This is a genomic window from Methanobrevibacter filiformis, assembly GCF_001639265.1.
In the GTDB taxonomy this organism is placed as follows: domain Archaea; phylum Methanobacteriota; class Methanobacteria; order Methanobacteriales; family Methanobacteriaceae; genus Methanacia; species Methanacia filiformis.
On the sequence record NZ_LWMT01000244.1, the window covers coordinates 8794 to 33911 of the forward strand.

Here is a 25118-nt window from a genome sequence, read left to right on the forward strand (position 1 = left end):
TTTTAAACAATATCCTTGTAATAATTGTGGTAAATATCTTAAATTAAACTTAGTATCTCTTAATTTATCTATTATTATTATTATTATTATTATTATTAAATGAATGAATAATCGTTCTCATGTTAATATTTTATTTAAAACACCTTAAACACCCTTAAACACATATTTCACTCTTAAACATTGTAACTATTTTCTTTTTTCCTTATAAAATTTTCTATATATAGTATTTAATAAATTTGTATTCATTGAATAATTTATATTATCATGAACAGTTAAATATATATATTATATATTACAATATATAATAATAGTATTAAATATCATGAATATATAATAGGAATTATTAATTAATTATGTATATAGAAAATAGCTATAGGTTAATTAATTCTTTCATAATTTGTTATTTTTTTTTTAAAAAGTTATGATGTAATTTCATATTCTGTTATTCTTTTGATATTTTCTTATATTTCTCGTTATTTTAAAAAAAATTTTTAAATTTAAAAAAAAATCATAAAAAAATTGAGTATTTGAGATATTAATTAAATAATTATTATAATTAATGTATATTATATAAAAAAGGATAAAAAAGGGCAAAAAAGGGCTTTAAAAAGATTTATAAATGGTGTTTTTATGAAGTTTCATAATGGGTTTAATTTCAAGAAGATTGTAGTTTTAATTATTATTATTTTATTACCTATTTTTTTAGTTTCTGGTGTTAGTGCTGCGGATTATATTTTAAATCCTGGTGATGCTGGAGGGATTAATGATGCAATAGCCACAATAAATAGTAATCCTCAGTCAAATGATATTTTGACTTTAAATGAAGGAATATATAATAAAACTAATGATATTAGAAATAATATTACAGCAAGTGTAAATCTTACAATTCAAGGTAATGGTTCACCAAACTCTGTAATAATAGATGCAGGAAATCTTGGGGGAATTTTTAATATCTCTGGCACAGGTAGTGTAACATTAACAAACTTAAGCTTTGTAAATAGTAGTAACGATATTGGTGGTGCTATATACAGTAGAAATTCTCATGTGACCATATATAACTGTAATTTTATAGGTAATAATGCTACTAATGGTGGTGCTATTTATAATAATGGTACTAATTTTAGTGTGATTGATTCTGTTTTTAAGGGTAATAAGGGTACTATAGGTTGTGCTATTTATAATAATGGTGCTAATTTTAGGGTGATTAATTCTACTTTCACTGATAATATTAATAATCAAAATGGTGCTATTTATAATAATAATGGTACTAATTTTAGTGTGATTAGTTCTAATTTCACTGATAATACTAATAATGGTGGTTTTGTTTATAATTATTATGGTGCTAATTTTAGTGTGATTAATTCTCATTTTAGTGCTAATAAGGCGAATAATGGAGGAGCTATTTATAATCGTTATGGTGCTAATTTTAGTGTGATTAATTCTAGTTTTATTAATAATACTGCAACTAATGGTGGTTATGGTGGTGCTATTTTTAATAATAATGGTAGTAATTTTACTATAATCAATTCTAGTTTTATTAATAATACTGCAGCTAATAGTGGTTATGGTGGTGCTATTTATAATAATAATGGTAATAATTTTACTATAATCAATTCTAGTTTTATTAATAATGCTGCAGCTAATGGAGGCGCTATTTATACTTCTGGTGGTGCTAATTTTACCATACTACTTAATTCTATTTTTACTGGTAATAATGCTAGTAGTGAGGGTGGTGCTATTCGTAATTCTGGTGGTGCTAATTTTAGTGTGGTTGATGCTAATTTCACTGATAATAAAGGTTATATTGGTGGTGCTATCATTAATTTGAATACCAATAATTTTAGTGTGGTTGATTCTATTTTCACTGGTAATATTGCAACTAATGGTGGTGCTATAAATAATAATGGTAATAGTAGTAATTGTCGTGTGCTGGGTTCTATTTTCATTGGTAATGGTAATGGTGTAGGTGGTGCTATTTATAGTGCTGTTAATGGTGGTAATTTTAGTGTGAGTAATTCTAGTTTTAGTGCTAATAATGCAAGTAGTGGTACTATTTATAATTATAATGGTAATTTTAGTGTGAGTAATTCTAGTTTCATTGGTAATAATGCTAGTAGTTATGGTGGTGCTATTTATAATTATAATGGTACTTTTAGTGTGAGTAATTCTAGTTTTAGTGCTAATAATGCAAATAGTTATGGTGGTGCTATTTATAATTCTGGTAATTTTAGTTTGAGTAATTCTAGTTTTAGTGCTAATAATGCAAATGGTTATGGTGGTGCTATTTATACTATTAATAATACTCTTAGTGTGAGTAATTCTAGTTTCAGTGGTAATATTGCTACTCATGGTGGTGCTATTTATACTATGAATAGTGTTAATTTTAGTGTGAGTAATTCTAGTTTTATTAATAATACTGCAACTAATTATGGTGGTGTTATTTATGCTAGTAATAATTTTAGTGTTTTTAATTCTACTTTTATTAATAATTCTGCTAGTTTTGGTGGTGTTATTTATGGTTCAGGTGCTGGTAAAAGTACTGCTAATATAACTGTTTTTAATTCTAGTTTTGTTGATAATAATGCTATTTCTAGTAGTTATGGTGGAGCTATATATAATTTAGGAACTTTGAATATTAATAATTCTATTTTTAATAGTAATAATGCTTATTATGGGGGAGGGATTTATACATCAGGGGATACTGTTATAAATAATTCTGAATTTATAAATAATTCTCAAGCTATTGGATTTAGCACAACAAACTTACAAATTATTAACACACTAATATATAATAACACAATTGCAATACAATTTTGTCATAATAATTCTAATATTTCAGTTAATAATTTTACTATTAATGGAACTGAGATAAAAGATAATAACTATTCCTATGGAATAAGTGGTAATTACTGTAACTATACCTATCTTAACGAATCTATATTGGATACTTACAATACGGGGTTTATAATTTTCACTGCTCGTCCCTCTGTAAATACCACAGGTAATAGGATTATTAATTCCAATTTTTCTAATCTTCATGGTGTGGTAATTACTGTAAACACTACAGCGAAAAATAATACTCTTTATAATCTTAATTTGACAAATAACAATGTATCTATCTTAGTTTTAGGAAACAATACTACTGTTCTCAATTCCACAATTACTAACAATGCAGTGGCAATTAATATGACTGGATATGCGAATAATATCACTGGAAACAATATATTCAACAATACTTATTCTATATATAGTGATGCTATAAACTCATTCATTAATTTTAATCGTATTGTTAACAATCCTACTGGTTCTTCTTACTATCTTATTAATAGGGGTATTGGTAACGATTTTAATTATAATTGGTGGGGTCGAAATACAAATATAAGTAGTCTTATTCTTAACACTGGAGGGACTAGTGTTTTTGGTTTTTGGTTTGTTCTTACATTGTATTTAAATACTCCTAATAATAATGCAAGTTTTGTAAATAGAACTGAAAAGTATCTTAAATATTATGATTTTAATCTTTACTATACTTTAGATTTACATGCTGTAGATTTAGATTTAAATGGTCCTCTTAATGGAATTAACGCTTCAAGATTACCTGCATTTTCAGTCAACCTTACTCTTAACTCTAGTGGATCTAACTCCTCTATAAATCAAGACTGGAGAAATCTTTATAGCTCTCCTACTATTCAACTAACCAATTCTTCACCTAACGCCACACTTTTCGGAACAATTGATTATGAGAATATTTATTTGAGTTTAGAAGGTGTTGATCCTGTTTTGGATCTTTATGTGAATTCTACTGGTGGAAATGATGATAATAATGGAACTAGTTGGGAATATGCTCTTCAAAGTATTGGAACTGCTTTAAATCTGATTTCTAGTGGTGGAACAATACACATTGCAACTGGTAACTACAACAACAATTACATTCCAAACAATGGTTTTTTAATGGCTAACACTAATTTAACCATTTCTAAAAATCTCACTTTCATAGCTTACACAAGTTTAGGTGAAAATCCTGTGGATCATGAAGTGGATGTTGTGATTGATGCTTTAGGAAATTCCACTATCTTTTATTTAGGTAGTAATGTGTATGTTAATTTTACCAATATGAGTTTTGTAAATGCTAATGGTGCCAATGGCGGTGGGATTTATGGTGGATCTACAACCAATATAACAGTTATTAACTCTAAATTTACTAACAACACTGTAAGTGTTTCTGGTGGTGCAATTTATGGTAGTGGTGTTTTGACTGTGATTAATTCTAGCTTTATAAATAATACTGCAACAAGCCAAGGAGGCGCAATCAGAGCTACAGGTCCAAGTTTTATTTTAAATAACTCTAATTTCTCAGATAATTATGCTTCTAGTGGTGGAGCAATCCATAACGGAGGATCCAATGGTCTAATTTATAACTCCATTTTTAACAATAATTCTGCTACTCAAGGTGGGGCAATTAGACATACTACCAACAATTTAACCATTTACAACTCTAACTTCACTAACAATAAGATTCAAGAGACTATAAATAACAATGGAGGTGGAGCAATATGGAGTGGTGGTTCCACTTTAACTATCAATGTATCATATTTTGAAAACAATAGTGCTAATGGTACTGGTAGCAACACTGGCGGTGGAGCGATTTATAACACAGTTACAAAAACCGTAATCAATAACTCCACATTTATTAACAACTCTGCTACAGGTAACAGTAATGCTAATGGATATGGAGGTGCTATCTACAACTACAATGTTGCTGACTTTAAAATCACAAATTCATCATTTAAAAATAACAATGTCAGTAACTATGGTGCTGCTATCTACAACACAGGAACTAACTTCAATGTAAATAACTCTATATTTGATTCTAATTATGCTAGATATGGAGGCACTATTTACAACACAGCAAATAATTTTACTGTTTTACAATCTAATTTCACAAACAACACTGCAAACCTTGGTGCTGCTATTTACAACACAGCAGGCACTAATTTTAAAGTAAACAACTCTAATTTTATAAATAACACTGCAACAAGCAATGCTGGAGCAATTTACAACACTGGTGCCGCTAATTTTACCATCACAGAATCTAACTTTGTTAACAACTCTGCACAAGGCATAGGTACCAACAATGGTGGTGGAGCTGTTTACATCACTGGAAACAACTCTAATAACTTCACAATCAAAAATTCCAAATTCATTAACAACCATGCTGATGATGACGGTGGAGCTATTTACCAACAACTATCTCTCAACCTAACCATACTCAATTCAGAGTTTACAAACAATTCAGCAAACAATAATGGAGGAGCTATTTACAACAATGGTACTTATTTCAATCTTAACAACTCCAATTTCACCAATAACTCTGCTCCTCTTGGTGGAGCTATCTTCCTCGATCGTTCTAATCAAATAGGACTAGCATATATTGGTTCTGGAAATGGAGATTATGCTTATGGCTATGCTGGTAGTTTTTCATTTGTTGGTGCTGGTAATGGAGATTACACAAACACTATCAACAACTACACTAGCTCTAATAGGTATTTCTATGTTGGTTCAGGTAATGGTAATTACACAGCTTCAACTTTAGGTTCTTTATTTTTAATAAGTGTTGGAAATGGTAATGGGGATTATGGAAACATTATTTTACCTAACAATTTCAGAGCAAATAATTCTAATTTCACCAATAACTCTGCTTCTATTGGTGGAGCTATTTTCTCTAAAGCTACTAATTCCTCTGTTACTAATTCTAATTTTGAAAATAATACTCAAGGATTTGCAACTAATTTAACTGACTTTAATTTAATTGATAATAATTTTAAAAATAATGGAATAGCTGTTGAATTTGTATTTTCCAATATCAATTACACAATTGAGGGCTTAATGACTGGTTTAAATAATAATGTCATAACAGATAATGTACATGCAATAGGAATCAGTGGAAATAATTCTAACTACATTGTGAATGAATCCTACATTAACCACCTTAACAACATCAATAACCTTAATGGTTTTATCTTTACTCAATATTCAAACAATAACACTATTTTAAATTCCACAATTTCCAACTACACTAGTGGAGTAGCTATTACAATGGACGGGATAAATAACAGCATAATTAATTCTAATATTACAAATAATTCTATAGCTATTCTTATTCTTGGAAATAAATCTAATGCTAAGGGTTCCAATATATTAAATAATCATGATGCTATTATTGTTAATCTCACAGCTAAAGATTCAGTGATTAACTACAATAGATTTGTAAATAACACACTGGCTTTAAATAATAGTGGTATAAACACCAATGCAAATCTTAATTGGTGGGGTAATAATATTCCTTTAGTTAATGGCATTAATTTGAGTAATTGGTTTGTTATAGAGTTATCTGCGAATTTATATAATACTATTATAAATAGTACTCATTACACTTCTTCTGGTGTTGTTAATTTGTCATATAAATTTTTATTGTACAATAATCTTAGTAATACTACTAGTTTTGTAGATTATGGTGTATTACCTTTCTTTTTAGTTAATATAAACTGGAATTATACTATTAATGTTACTACTACTACTACTAATGGTACTATTCATTCTTTGAATGGTGTTGAGCAAAGAGGTAATTATTCTTATAATGTTAATTTAACTTCAGGTACCAGTTATAGTTTAGAAGCGGTTGGTGATAATGAAAATATAGTTTTAAATCTTTCAATGCTTCTTAATCTTTCAATCCTTAAAGTTGCTAATGTAACTAATGTTTTGAATAATGATACTATTAATTTTACAATAACTATAACGAATAATGGTAATGATCTCGCATCTAATGTTACTTTCACTAATTTCGTTGGTGATAATTTTAAACTTCTGAATGTGACTGGAGGTTTATCATACAACAACACAACAGGTATATGGGCTGTTGGAGATATTGCAGGTAAAACAAGTGTAACACTACACATGATTGTTCAAGCTATTAAGTCAGGAACAATAAACAGCACTGCATTTAATGTAACAGCTATTGAAGCACTTGTTGATCCAAGTATAAATTCCACAGTAACAATTACAATATTACCAGCAGTTAATCTAAACATCACTAAAATATCTAATGTCACTAATGTCACAGGTTTTAACATAGCTCATGTTGGTGATCATGTTAAATATATCATTAATGTTAAAAATAATGGTTTAGATAATGCAAGTAGTGTACATGTATATGATATCTTAGATTCTAAATTAACTTACATTAGATACAACTCCTCAACAGGAACTTATAACAATAATACTGGTTTATGGAATATTGGAACCTTACATGTTAATCAAACAGCTACACTAGAAATCGAAGTAATAATAGCTAACATTGGAACAATAGAAAATATTGCAAATGTAACAGCAAATGAAATAATACTTAATGGAAGTAACATCAACACAAGCACAACAATTCACATAGAACCTTTAAACACTACTTTAGTTATTAATCCTATTGTGGATACTAAGGTTAATAGTAATGTTAGTATTAATGGAACTTTGTTAGATGAGAGAGGTGCTCCGATTGGTGGTGTTACTATTAATTTGGTTGTTAATGGTGTTAATTATACTGCTACCACTAATGCCAGTGGTAAGTGGAGTATTACTTATCATGTGGGGTTAACTGGTGTTATTAATGTTGTTGCTGAGTTTGTGGGTAATGCTAATTACATTGCTTCTGCCAATGCTACTTATTTTGAGGGTTTGGCTTTAAATAGTACTTTAGTTATTAATCCTATTGTGGATACTAAGGTTAATAGTAATGTTAGTATTAATGGAACTTTGTTAGATGAGAGAGGTGCTCCGATTGGTGGTGTTACTATTAATTTGGTTGTTAATGGTGTTAATTATACTGCTACGACCGATACCAGTGGTAAGTGGAGTATTACTTATCATGTGGGGTTAACTGGTCTTATTAATGTTGAGGCTTTGTTTGTTGGTGATGCTAATTACATTGCTTCTGCCAATGCTACTTATTTTGAGGGTTTGGCTTTAAATAGTACTTTAGTTATTAATCCTATTGCAGATACTAATGTGAATAGTAGTGTTAGTATTAATGGAACTTTGTTAGATGAGCGGGGTGTTCCGATTGGTGGTGTTACTGTTATTGTCACTGTTAATGGTGTTAATTATAATGTTACGACAGATGCCAGTGGTAAGTGGAGTATTACTTATCTTGTTAATTCAAAGGAGTTAGTTAATGTTGTTGCTGAGTTTGTTGGTAATAGTAATTATGCTGCTACTGCTAACATAACTTATTTCAATGGAGTGCCTTTAAATAGTACTTTAGTTATTAATCCTATTTCTTATACTAAGACTAATACTAATGTCAGTATCAATGGTACCTTGTTTGGTGAGAATAATAGTGTAATTAGTAATGTAACAGTTGTTGTGACTGTTAATGGTGTTAGTTATAATGTTACGACCGATGCCAGTGGTAAGTGGAGTATTACTTATCTTGTTAATTCAACTGGACTATTTAATGTTGTTGCTGTATTTAATGGTAATAATATTCGTGCTGCTGCTGTAAATAGCACTAATTTTATTGGAGTGTCTTTGAATAGTACATTAATTATTAATCATGTTTTGGATACTAAGGTGAATAGTAGTGTTAGTATTAATGGAACTTTATTAGATGAGAATAATAATGTGATTGCTAATGTAATGGTTGTTGTGACTGTTAATGGTGTTAATTATAATGTTACGACCGATGTAAATGGTAATTGGAATATCAGTTATCTTGTTAATTCAACTGGAAATATTAATGTTGTTGCTGAGTTTAATGGTAATACTCTTTATGCTGCTGCTGTAAATAGCACTAGTTTTAATGGTTTAGCTTTAAACAGTACATTGATCATTAATCATGTTTCAAATGCTAAGGTGAATAGCAATATTAGTATTAATGGTACATTGCTAGATGGGGCTAATAATGCAATTGCTAATGTGATGATTGTTGTGACTGTTAATGGTGTTAATTATAATGCTACGACAGATGACAGTGGTAAGTGGAGTATTACTTATCTTGTTAACTCATCTGGAAATATTAATGTTGTTGCTGAGTTTAGTGGTAATACTCTTTATGCTGCTGCTGTAAATAGCACTAGTTTTAATGGTTTAGCTTTAAACAGTACATTAGTTATTAATCCTATTCTAAACGTTAAGATGAATAGTAGTGTTAGTATTAATGGTACATTGTTAGATGAGAATAATAAGGCGATTAGTAATGTAATGGTTGTTGTAACTGTCAATGGCATTAATTACAATACTACCACTGATGCTAGTGGTAAGTGGAATATTAATTATCCTGTTAATTCAACTGGTTTCGTTGATGTTGTTGCTGTTTTTAATGGTAATAATCGGTATGTTAGTGCTACTAACAGCACCACTTTTATTGTACCTAACAATGTCAATATCAGTATTATTAAAATAGCTAACATTAATGGAATTAATAATAGTGCCAATGCCCATTTTGGAGATACTGTAATTTATACCATTAGTGTAGTGAACAATGGTGCTACTACGGCTACTGGAGTTCTTGTAACTGAAATAATAAATAATACTAAGTTGAAACTTAATAAAGCATCTACAACACAAGGTTCTTATAGCACTGTTAATGGATTATGGACTATTGGTGAGCTTGCAGCTGGTAAAACAGTAACACTCACAATCAATGCTACTATAATAGCTATAGGTAACATTAGTAATTCTGCTAATGTTTCAGCGAGTGAAAATAATATAAATAGTAACAATAAAAATACAGTCAATATAAGTGTTAATGATGTTAATATTAGTATGATCATGATTTCTAATGTTACTTTGCAAAACAACCCTCACTACGGTGATATAGTAACCTATAAAATCATAATTACTAATAATGGAATAACTGATGGTCATGGTGTTAATATCACTGATATATTAGGAGATAAATTAAAATTTATCAACTACACTACTACTGATGGAAGCACTTATGATAAAAACGCTGGTATATGGTCTATTGGTACTTTAAAAGCAGGAAATAATCTAACACTAACAATTACTGCTAAAATTAATGATTTAGGAGAAATAGAAAATATTGCTAAAATTAATACAAACGAATCAAATATTAATAATAAAACAAATGATAGTATCAAATTCACAGTTAATGATGTGAACTTAACCATCGTTAAAACTAGTAATATCACAGGAAACCCACTAGTTGAAGATTACATCACATACACAATTAAAATAACTAACAATGGTCTAAACACAGCTTCTAATTTCAATGTATTAGAAAAACTAAACTCTAAACTACAATTCATTAGCTATTCATCTAACATAGGAACTTACAATAATATAACTGGTTTATGGAACATATCTACTTTAAGTAGTGGAAAAACAGCTACACTAACAATTAATGCAAAAATAATTAGTGTAGGAACCATAAAAAATACTGCTACAATTAACACTAATACCAATAATAATAATAATAATAATAATACTAATAATATTGGAAATAACAATAGTTCAATAAGTATTATTTCAGAAGCAATTCCAAGCCAAATCCACACGTTAAATGTAATAGCAACTGTTGATAATTCTGTTAAACTAGAATCCATTTTAAAAGACAGCAATGGTAAACCTATTACAGATAAAGAGGTTAAATTCTACGTTAATGGAAAGCTCATTGGAACAGCTAAGACTAATGTAAAAGGTGTAGCTTACTTTAGTTATACTCCCACAAAAACAGGTACACTAACTTATACTTCATCATTCAATGATCCTGCAGGTGTTTACGCTGCCTCAACATCATCAAAATCCACTGTAACTGTAACCAAAGATAAAATCACTCTAAACACTAAATTACCAACTGGAACTGTTGGAGATAAAAAAACAATAAAAGTCAAAGCTACAAATAGCGAAGGCAAAGTAGTTCCAAACAAAACATTCACAGTCTACATAAATGGTAAAAAAATAGGTAATTACAAAACTAATAGCAAAGGTGAATTTACTATAAAAACCACAATCAAATCTTCCAATAAATTACAAATCAAGTTTGCTGGAGATAATAAATACAATAAATTATCTAAAACCTACACATACAAAGAGAAATCTAAAGAAAAAACAATTACTACTATATACTATACTAAAACTAAATATGACAAAGTTACAATATTAAAAGCTAAGTTGATTGATGCGAAAGGAAAAGTTTTAGCTGGAAAATATATTAAATTTTACGTTGCTGGAAAATATGTTGGAAAAGCTAAAACCAATAAAAAAGGAATAGCTATTTTAAAATACACTCCTGAAAAGAAAAAGTAATGATTATTATAAATATACATAAATATACAATGTAAGTATAATAAATATACAAAATGTTATTATTTAATAAATATTTATTTTAATTTATTTTAATCAATTATTAATAGCTATTTCATCAAAAATAATCATTTTTAAATATTTAATTTTTATTATTCTTATTCTTTAAACTCTTTTAATTTAATCTTAAACAATGAATATGCATTATTTACTAATTTAAATATTATAATTTATATTTCAATAAAAAATTGTATAGTTTTATATTTCTGATTATTTCATTAATTTTATTCAAAATTTTGTTATCTCAATTATTTTTTTAATAATTCCTACTTATAATATATTTTTTTATCATAGTCTTATTTTTATCATTCATGTGTTTATATTAAACTGGATTTATTATTTAATTCTTTTACTATTATAATTCATATTTATTCTTTTTAATCTTTTTTAAGTTTTATTTCACTTTTTTATTAAATTTAAAGACCAAATAGAAATATTTAAGTATTAGGTCAATCATAAGTTCTATTGAAAAAACTAACAGAGACAGTATATATTATAGAATATGTAGGTGAAGAGAGATTTTCTTCTTCGATAGGTTATGATAACGAATACCACGATACAGTGTATATAGATACTACAATCACATTCTATGTCTATAAAAATGAATCGATAGATCAGATTTTGTTGCCATATAAGCAGGATAAGGATAAATGGGAAATAGAAGATGGTCTTAGCTATGGAAACTATTCAGGGAATTTAGTTAAAGCAAAAGGCTTTTCAACATCCGAACCAATACTATTTGTCTTTAAAAAGATGGAAAAACAGTAGCTGTGTCATGGGATGCTAAAAAAAGTCGTTTACTATCATATATTGAAAGAATGATTAATTAAGATTAATAAAAGCATTTTAAGACACTGATTTCGTAATTTAATAAAATCTTCGATTTTTAAATGAAATAAAAAATTTTTGCAAAAATCTATTACATGCAATTTAATCCAATTTAACATCTGGAAATCAGTGTTTAAATCTTTATTTCATAAAATAGCACATGACAAAACTTTTATTTCGTGATGGAAATTTAGAGAAATCTCTGATTTCTCGTTTTTAAAAGTTTGAAATGTTTGTTTCAAATTCTTAAAAATTATTTAAACAAATCATTAATATTAGATAAATAATTATTAGCTTATCTGAACTTTATAAGAAATATTTAAAAAGAGGATAAACGGGAAATGGTTATATGGGTCTTTTTAGCAGAGATAAAAAAGTAAAAACACCTGAAGAGGAGTTAGTAGATGAATTAGTTGGGTTAACCTGGAGAAGTAGTGATAATCTTCGTGAGGTTTTATTGGATAATGTTAAACGGGCGGATTTAGAAAATGCTGTTAAAAAAGTGTGGAAAAATGGTGGATCAGTTTATGATATTCAAAAAGTTTATGATGAAACATTAGAGAAGCTTGGAGTAAATGAGAATTTTCATAAAGGATTAAATAATTATAGAATCAATCGATCAAAGGAAAATGATTTTGTAAATTCCAATGAGTATCTTTATGGATGGACTAGTGATGATGGTAGAAATTATTTACATAGACTTAGAATTATTATTTTTAAAAAGCTATCTTTGGAAGATATTTTAGGATATTTTAAGACTCAAGTAAACAAATGGAACATAAATACTGTTACTTTAGGTGATGATTCTGCCTTTTTAATTAGTAGGAAAGAATGGTTTGAAAATACTCCTTATTATGTAGTGTTAAAGAAAAATCAGGGACCAATGGTTGTTTGTGACAATGGACAAATAAATTTTGATAACTGGGAAGACTATTTTATCAATATAATAAACTAAAACACAATTTACAAGATTTTTAAAATTAATAGAATCATTTTTCATGTTTAAAATGCTTAGGTTTTGGAATAGCTTTTGTTCAAACTTTTTTCAAAAGTTTGAATCAAAGGGATGTGGTTATATGGGTCTTTTTAGTAGAGATAAAAAAGTAAAAACACCTGAAGAGGAGTTGGTAGATGAATTAGTTGGGTTAACTTGGAGAAGTAGTGATAATCTTCGTGAGGTTTTATCTAATATTGGTCAACAAGGAGCTTTAGAAAATGCTGTTAAAAAGGTGTTGAAAAATGGAGGGACTTGTGAGGAAATACAAAGGGCTTATGATGAGCACTTGTTTATATTTAGAAATAAAGCTATTGAATGGGAATTATTTGATTTAGAAAATAATCTCAATTTTAATGAAGAAGTGATAATTAACAATTTAATATTTCATATTCCTAATAAAAAATGTGTACTTTCTGATTCAAGGGAGGATGATCAAGTTCATTATCACAAATATCTTTGTAAATGGATGGAGATTAATTATAATAGGCAAGATGATTATCATAAATACACAATTTCAATAACAGTATATAAAAATAAAAATCTGGAAAATGTTTTATCTGATTTTGAATCAAGTAATGATAAATTAATAATAAATGATGGTATTTTCTTGGGTTATCATTTTGGACATAAAATAGAAAAAAAAGGACTAATTGGAGATTCTCCTTATTGTTTTGTATTTGAAAAGGATGGAAAAATAATTGTTATTTCTGTAGAAGGGTCAATTGAAAATGATTATGGTTGGGAAGATACTATTACCAGAATTATTTGCTAAATTTGAAATAAAGTATTATTAATAGTATTAGTATTATTAATATTATTAATAGTATTAGTATTATTAAAATATTAAAATCATTTAAACAAACAATACAATGAGATAAGTAATTATTGTTAACTTATCATGAATTTCATGAGAAATATTTTTAAAAAGAGGAGATAAAAATGGCTAAAATTGGATTAAAAATTATAATAGCTATTGTTCTTTTTGTAGTGGCTTTTTTTGCTTGGTCTTATCTGCATCTGTATTTAATAGATTTATTAGGTATAGATATGGCTTTGATTAGTTTTCCAATAATCACAGTAATATATATACTTCTTCTTATTTCTATATTTAAAATAATTGATCCAAATGAAAGTAATAATGGAAATATATCTCAAAACCACTTAAATACTACTAATCAAAACTATTCAAATGAATTAACTCCCAGTCATTACTCTGAAAAATCAACAATGGGTCAAAATTATCACAAGGATAATGAATTTCATCAATACTTAGATAATGAGAATAAAAAATTTTAAATTTTTTAAAATTATACTAACTATTCTGATTTCATTTATTATTACTAATTTTAAAAAAATATATAATCATAATTATTATTATCATTATTTTTAATAGTAATAATAATAATAATAATAACCTATTTATTTGGTTTGATTAATCATCTAAATAATAGTTAGAAATTTGTAATATTCTTGTATTCATTATAAAATTGAATCATATGATTAAATATTACTTTATGAAAATCCTTTAACTATTTTATAATCTATAGAAAAGAGTAATCAAAAAACTTAAATATTAATTAATTTATAGCACTGGGCAAAACTTTTCAAATTTTTGATTTTAATTTAAATTAATCTTCTAAAATTAGCTATTATTAAACAGCTATTTTAGAAGTTTTTGAATTTATTAATTTTTGTTGTTATTTTGAAATGAAATGTCTAATGTTATAATTTTATTCTATCCTTTTTTCATTCCATAGAAGTTAATTGCATCTACTAAATCTCTAAATGCTTCTAATTCTTTTACAATAACTTCTTCATCAGTTAATGTTCCACTCATTTCTCCATCAACACTTAACTTATCTGGACCTCTTCCAACTATTCTGGATTTGCCATCAGAGGACAATATTCTTTCAGCATCTAATTGGTGGATGAATGATCGTCCTGGAATTATAACAGATTCCTTAACTTGACTTAAGTCTATTGTTTCTAAGTCTTCTTTCGTCATTAAACAAGCTATTTCTTTCTCTGTAGCTATTACATTAACATCTTCTGCTCCAATGCTTTCAAATATTTTAGCTATGTATGGTGCAGCTATTTTTGATGATATAATTGTAGCTTCTCCAGTTACATTTTGAATGTATTCTTTTGAGTATATTTCATTTCCCTTTCTTGCTATTGCAAATGGTGCTTGGGTTTTAGGATCCCAAACTGGTGTTCCAGTAATCCGCATTGAGAATTCAGATGATAATTCACTAACTAATGATTCAAATTCATTTATACTATGAGATTCTACATCTTTTATTATTGGTCCATTGTTTAATATTAATCCTTGGTTGGCTGTGTTTGCAAATCTCATTAAAATAAATGCTGTTGCTCCCCAACTTTCAAGAGATGCGCAAGTGTTTCTTAAGACTTTTCCATCATTTACTCCTGGAATTATAACTGATGCACCGTGAAGTTCAGTATTTTCTCCAAAAATACGGGCTGCTTTTAAGGATTCTTCAGGATTAGGGTCTCCCATCCATTGTTTTCTAAGATTTACATCATCTGCAAATATTGTAAAGGTTACCTCATCTACTCCATTGTTAATTAGCCTGTTAGCTATTTGACTATCATCTATTCCTTTTCCACTTGTATATCCTAAATGAATTGGTAGATTAAATTGATCAAGGGTTGTACTCAGCTCTTCAAGATGTGGATAACAACTAACATCTCCTCCTCCACTTATATTCACTTTTAAATTATTATCTCTAACATTTCCAAGCATTAATGTAGATTGTACTTCACTCATTACAACAAAAGGTAATTTAAAGTTATTTTGTGTTTCTGTTATTCCTTCACTACATTGTATACATCCTATTTTATTAGGTGAACATTTGGAACACCCTATTGGTTCTATATCTTTCACTTTCCTGAAATAACAGTATTTACAAAATCCTCTACAATCAGTTCCAGGAATACCTCCAACATCTGCTACAACTTGCATTTTACCTTCCTTTAAATTATATTTTAAAAATTATCACACAATATATCAAAATACTTATTTCTATTTTTTAATGTTTAAACTAATTATAATTTTATATTTAAACATTGATTTCGCAAAAATTTTTATTTTCTTATTTCAGTTTCCAAATTTAACTTTTATATGTCTATTAACATTATATGGGGGGGATGTGCCATATTCATTTCCTTAATTTTCAATCAATCTATTAAAATGTTAACTTTAGCTATTAGCTATTTATAATATTTCATTGCTTTTATATAATATAATCATCATTCTCTTATAAATTTGGCATTAGTTTAATTCTTATATTTCCTATTTTAATTTATGCTTTGGTTTATATTTTAATTAGTATTACTTTTTATAATTTATGTTTATTAGAATGTTTTCTATTTTACATATAATTTTTATTACTTCCTTTGTTTTAATGATTTAAATTGTTATGAATTTTCATCAATTCTTCTTGAGAAAATTCGAGAAAATTCCTATTTTTGAGATTTATAAAAAATATTTTTACACTTATTCTATGATTCCTAATTTTTTCACATTCTTATCTATTTTTTAACCTTGAAAATATGGTAAACTTATTAATCTTTTCAAATTTTAAAGTAACTTTTATTAATTTTAATTTATTTAATTAATTTTTCATATTTAAAGTCTTTTAATCTTTGAATTTAATATTATGATTTTTTTAATTAATTACATGCCTATTTAATTGATTAATTTATTTTAATAGCTATTTAATTTATTTTAATTGACTTTTAAAAGTATTACTTTTCCACTTTGTCATCTTAAATTTCGAAATTTATGTCATTATTAATAAACTTTGCTACTTGGACTAATCAATAACATTTATAATATATCTTAATCAAAGTAAAATTTGTATACCGAATGGCTAAATAAATGCAAAGTACTGCATTTAAGCTTGGTCAATACAGACTGTACATGCCTGTCTGGATTGGGAAATGGTATATTTTTAACTATATTTAGTTAGGAGGGAAAAAATGGCAAAGTTTGATGATAAAGTCGATTTATACGACGATAGAGGTAACTTAGTTGAGTCTGATGTGCCTATCGAAGCCTTAAGCCCACTACGGAATCCTGCAATTAAAAGCATCATTAGTGGTGTTAAAAGGACCGTAGCTGTTAACTTAGAAGGTATTGAAAATTCTTTAAGAACTGCTGCTGTCGGTGGTAAAGCTTGTAAAATCTTAGGTAGGGAATTAGACCTTGATATTACAGCTAATGCTGAGGCTATAGCTGCTTCTATAAAAGATATAATTCAAGTAACTGATGATGATGACACCGTAGTAGATCTTCTTGCTGGTGGAAAAAGGATATTAGTCCAAACACCAAGTGTAAGATTAGAATCTGCTGCAGAATACTCTGTATCCACATTAACTACAGCAAATGCTTTAGTGCAAGCTATTATTAAGCAATTTGATGTAAGTATATATGATGCTAACATGGTAAAAGCTGCAGTTTTAGGTAGATACCCACAATCTGTAGATTATATGGGTGGAAACCTTGCTACAATGTTAGACATTCCACAAAAACTTGAAGGACCTGGTTATGCATTTAGGAACATTATGGCTAACCACGTTACTGCTGCTACATTAAAAAACAGTCTTCAAGGAACTGCTCTTGCAAGTATCTTAGAACAAACTGCTATGTTTGAGATGGGAGACGCTGTAGGTGCATTTGAAAGATTACATTTATTAGGTCTTGCTTATCAAGGATTAAATGCTGACAACTTAGTTGTTGGTTTTGTAGAAGATAATGCAAAAGAAGGAACTGTTGGTTCTGTAATGAACTCAACTATTGAAAGAGCTGCTGCTGATGGTGTCATTTCTGTAGAAAAAGATCTTAACGGATTTAATGTTTACGGTACTGACGATTTAGCTAAATGGAACGCATACGCTGCTGCTGGAGCTACTGCTGCTACACTCGTAAATGTAGGTGCTGCAAGAGCTGCTCAAGGTGTACCATCCACATTATTATACTTCAACGACTCTCTTGAATTCGCAACTGGTCTTCCGGGTGTAGATTTCGGTAGAGCTGAAGGGGTAGCTGTTGGATTCTCATTCTTTAGTCACTCCATCTATGGTGGAGGAGGTCCAGGTCTCTTTAACGGTAACCACGTTGTAACAAGACACAGTAAAGGATTCTGTATCCCTTGTGTTGTTGCAGCAATGAGTTTAGATGCTGGTACTCAACTCTTCTCACCTGAATCTACTTCTGGATTAATCAAAGAAGTATACAGTAGTGTAGACGAATTCAGAGAACCACTGAAATATGTTGTGGAGGCAGCAGCCAACATTAAAGGCAACATCTAATTATCTCAATAATTTTTAAATATATTAATTAAAGATTAATTAAATATATTATTAAATAATTATTAAAAGTCTAATTTAACTATAATAACACTGGAGATAATTAAAATGGATATCGAAATATTTCCACATAGAATTTTGGGTTCAGATACCACTGAAAGACTCTTAAATGAGATTGAAGGACTTGAGGATGTTAATAGAACTATACTTCAAGGACCAAGGTTAGCTCCTGAAAGTCCTGATGATGATCCAAGGTATGCTGAAAGAAGAATAATCACTGTTCAAGGTAAGGAAATCGAGCTTAAAGTAAAAGCTGGTCGTATTTTTGTTGACTTGTCTGAAGAATCAACTATTGATCAAATTAGAGAGATATGTAATGAAATACTTACATTTGGATTTGATATTAATATTGGTACCTATATTAGGACTCAGAAAACTGTAACTGATAGTATCAAGTATGGTAATGCTGAGCTTCCAGATGAATTAATTGGAATGAATGATCAATATTCTATGCTTGAAGATCGAGTAACTTATATTCAAAAAGACGGAAATGATTCTTAGGATTCATTATTTACTATGATATCATTAAATAAATTATTAACATATATTCCAAAGATTATTAGCACTGATTATTATGATCGGAAAAATTACTCACGTTGTGGACTGTAGAGAGACTATGGGACTTGGTGAAGGAGGCGGAATTGCCCAAAGGGGCACTTTTGCTCAATGTGGAAGTGATGTTTTAACTGTTGGTATGTCTCCAGGTAAGAGGCACATTACTAAGCCAATTTGTGAGATTACTTTTGCTCTTCGTGAATCCAATGTTCTAACAAGCACATTAATCCTTGATGCAGGAGCTGGTGTTCCTAGTGATACACCTGGTGCTGGAGGAGGAAGTTTATTTGGTCTAACTGAAAAGGAAATAGAGCAAATGAAAAATTTCAAACTTCTGGTTATACATCTTGGAGGAGTAAGGAACCATCTTATATATAAGGCTAGATTAATTTTGCGTAATGTTAATAGACCATGTGTTATTATTTGTGAATATCCTGTTGACTTTGAAGACTTTGCAAAAATAGGTGTTAAAACTTCAAAAGTACAACCTGATGAGATTAAAACAGAAGGTAAAATTATGGACATCATTACTGGTGTTATTAGAGGAGAAACAGCTCCTCAAGATAAATTAGATGAGATCATTAGAAAAGTTAAGTTAGCATTAGGAGGTGCATGATATGGCACAATATTATCCAGGAACTTCTCAAGTAGCTCAAAGTAGAAGAAACTTTTCTGACCCAGAGTATGAGTTAGAAAAACTAAGAGAAATATCCGATGAGGGTGTAGTTAAGATATTAGGTCACAGAGCTCCAGGTGAAGAATATAAAAGTGTTCACCCACCATTAGATGAAATGGACGAGCCAGAAGATTACATAAGAGAAATAGTTGAGCCTATTGATGGTGCAAAAGCAGGGGACAGAGTTAGATATATTCAATTTGTTGACTCCATGTACTTTGCTCCAGCTCAACCTTTCTTAAGATCTAGATCATACTTGAACAGATACAGAGGTGTCGACGCAGGTACATTATCTGGAAGACAAATCATCGAAGCAAGAGAAAGAGATTTAGAAAGAATTTCTAAAGAATTATTAGAAACAGAATACTTTGACCCAGCAAGAACTGGAATCAGAGGAAAATCTGTACACGGACACTCTTTAAGACTTGATGAAAATGGTCTAATGTTTGATATGCTTAGAAGACAAGTCTTCAACAAAGAAACTGGTAAAGTTGAATCTGTAAAAGATCAAATTGGTAAAGAATTAGACGAACCAGTAGTACTTGGCGAACCATTAGACGAAGAAAAATTAAAAGCTATCACTACTATTTACAGAGTAGATGGTGAAGCATACAGAGACGATAAGGATGCTGTAGAAATATTACACAGAATCCATGTCTCAAGATCCAATGGAGGATTCTGCCCTGAATAAGGGAGGTAGTTTATTATGGCTGATAAAAAGTTTATTCAAGCATTAGATAAAAAATTTAAAGAAGCTCCAGAAGATAAAACCACTACCTTTTACAACTTAGGTGGATGGAAACAATCTGAAAGGAAAACTGAATTTTACAATGCAGGTAAAGAAATAGCTGAAAAAAGAGGAATTCCTCAATACAATCCTGATGTAGGTTCTCCTCTTGGACAAAGAACTTTAATGCCTTACCAAGTTTCCACAACTGATACTTACGTTGAAGGTGACGATTTCCATTTTGTTAACAATGCTGCTATTCAACAAATGTGGGATGATATCAGAAGAACTGTTGTTGTAGGATTAAACACTGCACACACTGTTCTTGAAAAAAGGTTAGGTATAGAAGTTACTCCTGAAACAATCACTAATTACTTAGAAACTGTTAACCACGCTATGCCTGGTGCAGCTGTTGTACAAGAACACATGGTTGAAACCAACCCATTACTTGTAGCTGACAGTTATGTTAAAGTATTTACTGGTGACGATGAGCTTGCAGATGAAATTGACTCTGCATTCGTTTTAGACATCAACAAAGAATTCCCTGAAGACCAAGCTGCTGTTCTAAAAGAAGAAGTAGGAGATAAAATCTGGCAAGTAGTCAGAATCCCTTCTATTGTAGGAAGAGTTTGTGATGGTGGTACTACATCTAGATGGTCTGCTATGCAAATTGGTATGTCAATGATTTCTTCATACAATCAATGTGCTGGTGAAGGAGCTACTGGTGATTTCGCATACGCATCTAAACACGCAGAAGTTATTCACATGGGTACTTACTTGCCTGTAAGAAGAGCAAGAGCTGAAAATGAACCTGGTGGTATTCCATTCGGTGTAATGGCAGATATCAATCAATCTTCAAGAGTCAACGCTGATGATCCTGTTAAAGTAACCTTAGATGTTGTAGCTCAAGCTGCTGCAATTTACGACCAAATTTGGTTAGGTTCATACATGTCTGGTGGTGTTGGATTTACACAATATGCATCTGCTGCATACACTGACAATGTTCTTGATGACTTTGCTTACTATGGTAAAGAATATGTAGAAGATAAATATGGTGGACTAACCCAAGCTCCTAACAACATGGACACTGTTCTTGATGTAGGATCTGAAGTTACCTTCTATGGATTAGAACAATATGAAGAATACCCAGCATTACTTGAAACTCAATTCGGTGGTTCTCAAAGAGCTTCTGTTGTTTCTGCTGCTGCAGGTATTTCCACAGCATTTGCAACTGGAAACTCTCAAACTGGTTTAAGCGCATGGTACTTATCTATGTACTTACACAAAGAACAACATTCCAGATTAGGATTCTATGGTTACGATTTACAAGATCAATGTGGTGCATCCAACGTATTTTCAATCAGAAACGACGAAGGATTACCTGTTGAACTCAGAGGACCTAACTATCCTAACTACGCAATGAATGTAGGTCACCAAGGTGAATACACTGGTATCGCTCAAGCTCCTCACGCAGCAAGAGGCGATGCATTTGCATTTAACCCATTAATTAAAATTGCATTTGCAGATGATAACTTAAGCTTCGACTTCTCCAAACCTCGTGCTGAAATCGCAAAAGGTGCACTTAGAGAATTCCAACCTGACGGTGAAAGATCTATCATCATACCAGCTAAATAGGTGCTTTAACACCTATTTTTCTTTATTTTTCGCTGATAATTAACTAAATTTATTTAATTTAGGAGTATTCACTATTTGAACTTATTTAACTATATTTCACTCATGGATTTGTTTCCAATTTTAGCATGAAATTGTCAAATAAATTATTTTAGTGAATATTTTTATCAGTTGAAATTATATTATTAAAAATATTTTTATTAGTGTAAAATAGTTTCATGATTATTATTTTAGTGTTAAAGTAATATTTTTATTATTTAAGTAGTATTTTTTACTATCGGGGTAGTATTTTTATTATTTAAGTAGTATTTTTACTATTGAGGTAGTATTTTTATTATTTAAGTAGTATTTTTACTATTGGGGTAGTATTTTTATTATTTAAGTAATATTTTGCTTTAATTCACTAAATTATTACACTTATAATTTGTACACTTATTAATTTATATATAAATTAAGGAGGAAAATTATGGACCCTATAACATTGGGTGTTGTTGCATTGATGGGCGCAGCTGCAACTATTGCAGGTGCAGCTGAAGATTTAGAGTCTGATATTGGTTCCCAAAGTAACCCTAACTCTCAAGTTCAACTTGCTCCTCAAATGGGACATTTGCACAGGTATATAAATAAGGCTATTTCTGGGGAACCAGTTTCTTATGGTACTTGGTGTGGTATTGCAGGTTCTATTGCATTTGTCTTAATCTCACCTATATTTAACATTAATTTATTGCCAATTTTAGCAATAGCTATTGGTTCACTCATAGCAACTTTAGTCCAAGTAGTTTACACAGCTACTGCTCATTTGGGACGTATTGTAAGTCAATCTCAGTTTGAACAGCCTTTATTTATGGATGTTCTAACACATTCTTTAGGACCTATTGCAGGGCTTGGTTTTATAACTTCTTTCGGTATTGTTGGAGTAAGTTATTTAATGACTATACCTTTAGGTGCTGCTGCTCCGTTGCATGTATTCCCTTTACCTTTAATCGCTGTTTTATGGGGTATTACTCTTGGTGCTATTGGTTCCTCAACTGGGGATGTACATTATGGTGCAGAAAGAGAATATCAACAGTATCCTTTTGGTGGAGGTATTCCTGTAGCTATTCATGGAGATATAGTTACTAAAGGTGAACTCGGAGCTAGGAATTCTATTGATACTGGAAATTTCTGTGCTAAGTTTGGTGGACCTTTAACTGGTTTCTGTTTTGGTGCTGTTGTATTTTTAAGCTTCTGGATAACTGTTGTATTCGGAATCATTGGAGGATTAATTGCTGGTCTTTTAATAGTACTTGTTCTAATATTACTAAATGAAAGATTAGAAAATTCTGCAAGAACCAAATACGGACCATATAAGGAAGATTAAGGAGGTTTCTTAATATGGATCCTATAACTTTATTAATATTTATTATAGTCGGAGGAGTCTTTATTGGTGGAGGTGTACACTTCATACCAGTAGGAGGGGCTCCTGCAGCTATGGCAACAGCTACTGGTGTAGGAACTGGTACTGCAATGCTTGCAGCTGGTGCAGGTTTAACTGGACTTATAACTGCAGCATCAATGTCTGGTCAACCATGGTATCTCATTGCACTTGCTGGAGCAATTGGAGCAATGATGATGATGGGAATCACAATGTTCGTTGCTAATATAATCTATGTTTATGGTGTCGGTGTTGTTCCATCTTCTGCAAAAACAGAAGTTGATCCAATTACTGGACGTAACCAAGAAAAATATGTAACTCCTGGTACTGAAGGACATGGTGTTCCTACTGTCTGTTTTGTTAGTGGTATTATTGGAGGTTTACTTGGTGGTGCTGGTGGAGGACTTGTCTACTATGCTATTGAAGAATCCTTTAAAGGTACAATCACTGCTGCTGTAAACGGTGTTCCTGCTGCATCTATCATAGCAGGTCTTGCAGCTATTATTGCTGTAGGCGTATTTTTCGTTAACTCTGTAGTTGCTTCTTACAATATTGGAGGAACTATCGAAGGGTTTCATGATCCTAAATTTAAACGAATTGGTCGTGGAATACTTGCATGTGGTATTGCATCTGCTGTACTAGGTGTATTCATTGTTATTTTATCTACTGGAGTTGTTGCTTAATGTCTGCTGCTGGAGGAGGTCCAACTGAATCTGCAATTAGTGATAAAACATTGCTAATTGTAGGTATTTTAGGTGGACTAATTGGTATATATTTAGTTTCTATTAACTCTGTAATAGGACCTTTAATCTCTGCTCTTGGTGGAGTATGTGCTATTGTATGGGGTGTAGATGCAATAAGAAGAGTTGCAAGTTACGGATTAGGTACTGGTGTACCATCTATTGGTTATATGTCACTTTCTATTGGTGTAGTCGGTGGTTTAGCTGGTCTTGCACTTGCTGCAAGTTCATTAATTCCTAAAGGTTTGTCAATTCTCGGACCTGTTTTAGCTTTAATATTTGCTATGGTAATTGGTCTTATAGTTGCACTTATTGCTAAAAAAATTATTAAAATGAAAATTGCTGTTTTAGAAAGATGTACTGCTGAAATCGCTGGAGCTGCTGCATTATCTGTTGTAGCTTTCTCTGCTACTGTTGCAGGAAGTTATGAATTTAGCACAATACTTAGTTCTGTTATCGCACCAGGTTTAATAGCTTTATTCTTTATATTAAACACTATGGCTATACAACACCCATTTAATGCATGTTTAGGTCCTAATGAAAACCAAGTAAGAACTCTTAAATTAGGTGCTGCTACTGCATTTTTATCTATGGTTGTAACTGGACTTGTAAGTATTGTTAATCCTGCAACCTTTGCAGGTGTTCCTGTATGGTTACCTATTCTAATTGTTGGTATTATTGGATGGATAATCAGTATTAAAGCTTTCTTTACTGCATCTTACGAAGAAGCTGCATCTGTTAAATGGTCAGGATTATGGCCTAAAGTTGAAGAATAG

Annotated in this window: 14 protein-coding genes; 13 read left to right on the forward strand and 1 reads right to left on the reverse strand. The window is 30.1% G+C overall.

Annotation, left to right across the window (positions count from 1 at the left end):
* The first annotated feature begins 630 nt into the window (after positions 1 to 630).
* The 5 genes from MBFIL_RS07010 to MBFIL_RS07030 all read left to right on the forward strand — a co-directional run bounded on the left by MBFIL_RS07010 (position 631) and on the right by MBFIL_RS07030 (position 14500).
* Positions 631 to 11322, forward strand: a complete 10692-nt coding sequence (locus tag MBFIL_RS07010) for an Ig-like domain repeat protein (protein WP_066972970.1) — start codon at positions 631 to 633, stop codon at positions 11320 to 11322.
* 618 nt (positions 11323 to 11940) lie between these two features.
* Entirely contained in the window at positions 11941 to 12147 is a 207-nt protein-coding gene (locus MBFIL_RS07015; RefSeq protein ID WP_157078717.1) for a hypothetical protein, read from the forward strand.
* 409 nt (positions 12148 to 12556) lie between these two features.
* A complete protein-coding gene (locus MBFIL_RS07020; protein WP_066972974.1) occupies positions 12557 to 13162 on the forward strand; it encodes a hypothetical protein in 606 nt (201 codons plus the stop codon).
* Between the two features lie 121 nt (positions 13163 to 13283).
* The gene (locus MBFIL_RS07025) at positions 13284 to 13976 is read left to right on the forward strand and encodes a hypothetical protein (protein ID WP_066972976.1); all 693 of its coding nucleotides are present in this window, start codon (positions 13284 to 13286) and stop codon (positions 13974 to 13976) included.
* A gap of 167 nt (positions 13977 to 14143) precedes the next feature.
* The gene (locus tag MBFIL_RS07030) at positions 14144 to 14500 is read left to right on the forward strand and encodes a hypothetical protein (RefSeq protein ID WP_066972978.1); all 357 of its coding nucleotides are present in this window, start codon (positions 14144 to 14146) and stop codon (positions 14498 to 14500) included.
* A 439-nt stretch (positions 14501 to 14939) separates the two neighbouring features.
* Here MBFIL_RS07030 and mmp10 read toward each other — a convergent pair whose 3' ends face one another.
* Positions 14940 to 16190 (reverse strand): methyl coenzyme M reductase-arginine methyltransferase Mmp10, encoded by a 1251-nt coding sequence (gene mmp10 / locus MBFIL_RS07035; protein ID WP_066972980.1) that lies wholly within the window; start codon positions 16188 to 16190, stop codon positions 14940 to 14942.
* A gap of 1019 nt (positions 16191 to 17209) precedes the next feature.
* Here mmp10 and mcrB point away from each other — a divergent pair.
* The 8 genes from mcrB (at position 17210) to mtrC (ending at position 25118) form a co-directional block, all read left to right on the forward strand.
* Complete coding sequence (gene mcrB, locus MBFIL_RS07040) at positions 17210 to 18541, forward strand: coenzyme-B sulfoethylthiotransferase subunit beta (RefSeq protein WP_066972983.1); 1332 nt, start codon at positions 17210 to 17212, stop codon at positions 18539 to 18541.
* A 105-nt stretch (positions 18542 to 18646) separates the two neighbouring features.
* Positions 18647 to 19099 carry a methyl-coenzyme M reductase operon protein D gene (gene mcrD / locus MBFIL_RS07045; RefSeq protein WP_066972985.1) on the forward strand — a complete coding sequence of 151 codons (453 nt, stop codon included), beginning with the start codon at positions 18647 to 18649 and terminating at the stop codon, positions 19097 to 19099.
* 73 nt (positions 19100 to 19172) lie between these two features.
* On the forward strand, positions 19173 to 19769 hold the full coding sequence (mcrC, locus tag MBFIL_RS07050; protein WP_066972987.1) for a methyl-coenzyme M reductase I operon protein C: 597 nt from the start codon (positions 19173 to 19175) through the stop codon (positions 19767 to 19769).
* A 1-nt stretch (position 19770) separates the two neighbouring features.
* Complete coding sequence (gene mcrG / locus MBFIL_RS07055; RefSeq protein WP_066972989.1) at positions 19771 to 20520, forward strand: coenzyme-B sulfoethylthiotransferase subunit gamma; 750 nt, start codon at positions 19771 to 19773, stop codon at positions 20518 to 20520.
* Between the two features lie 15 nt (positions 20521 to 20535).
* Positions 20536 to 22191: a coenzyme-B sulfoethylthiotransferase subunit alpha gene (mcrA, locus tag MBFIL_RS07060; RefSeq protein ID WP_066972991.1), complete on the forward strand. Its 1656-nt coding sequence runs from the start codon at positions 20536 to 20538 to the stop codon at positions 22189 to 22191.
* 463 nt (positions 22192 to 22654) lie between these two features.
* Positions 22655 to 23548 carry a tetrahydromethanopterin S-methyltransferase subunit E gene (gene mtrE, locus MBFIL_RS07065; protein ID WP_066972993.1) on the forward strand — a complete coding sequence of 298 codons (894 nt, stop codon included), beginning with the start codon at positions 22655 to 22657 and terminating at the stop codon, positions 23546 to 23548.
* A gap of 14 nt (positions 23549 to 23562) precedes the next feature.
* Positions 23563 to 24285 (forward strand): tetrahydromethanopterin S-methyltransferase subunit D, encoded by a 723-nt coding sequence (gene mtrD / locus MBFIL_RS07070; RefSeq protein ID WP_066972995.1) that lies wholly within the window; start codon positions 23563 to 23565, stop codon positions 24283 to 24285.
* Positions 24285 to 25118 carry a tetrahydromethanopterin S-methyltransferase subunit MtrC gene (gene mtrC / locus MBFIL_RS07075; RefSeq protein WP_066972997.1) on the forward strand — a complete coding sequence of 278 codons (834 nt, stop codon included), beginning with the start codon at positions 24285 to 24287 and terminating at the stop codon, positions 25116 to 25118. Before mtrD ends, mtrC begins: the two co-directional genes overlap by 1 nt.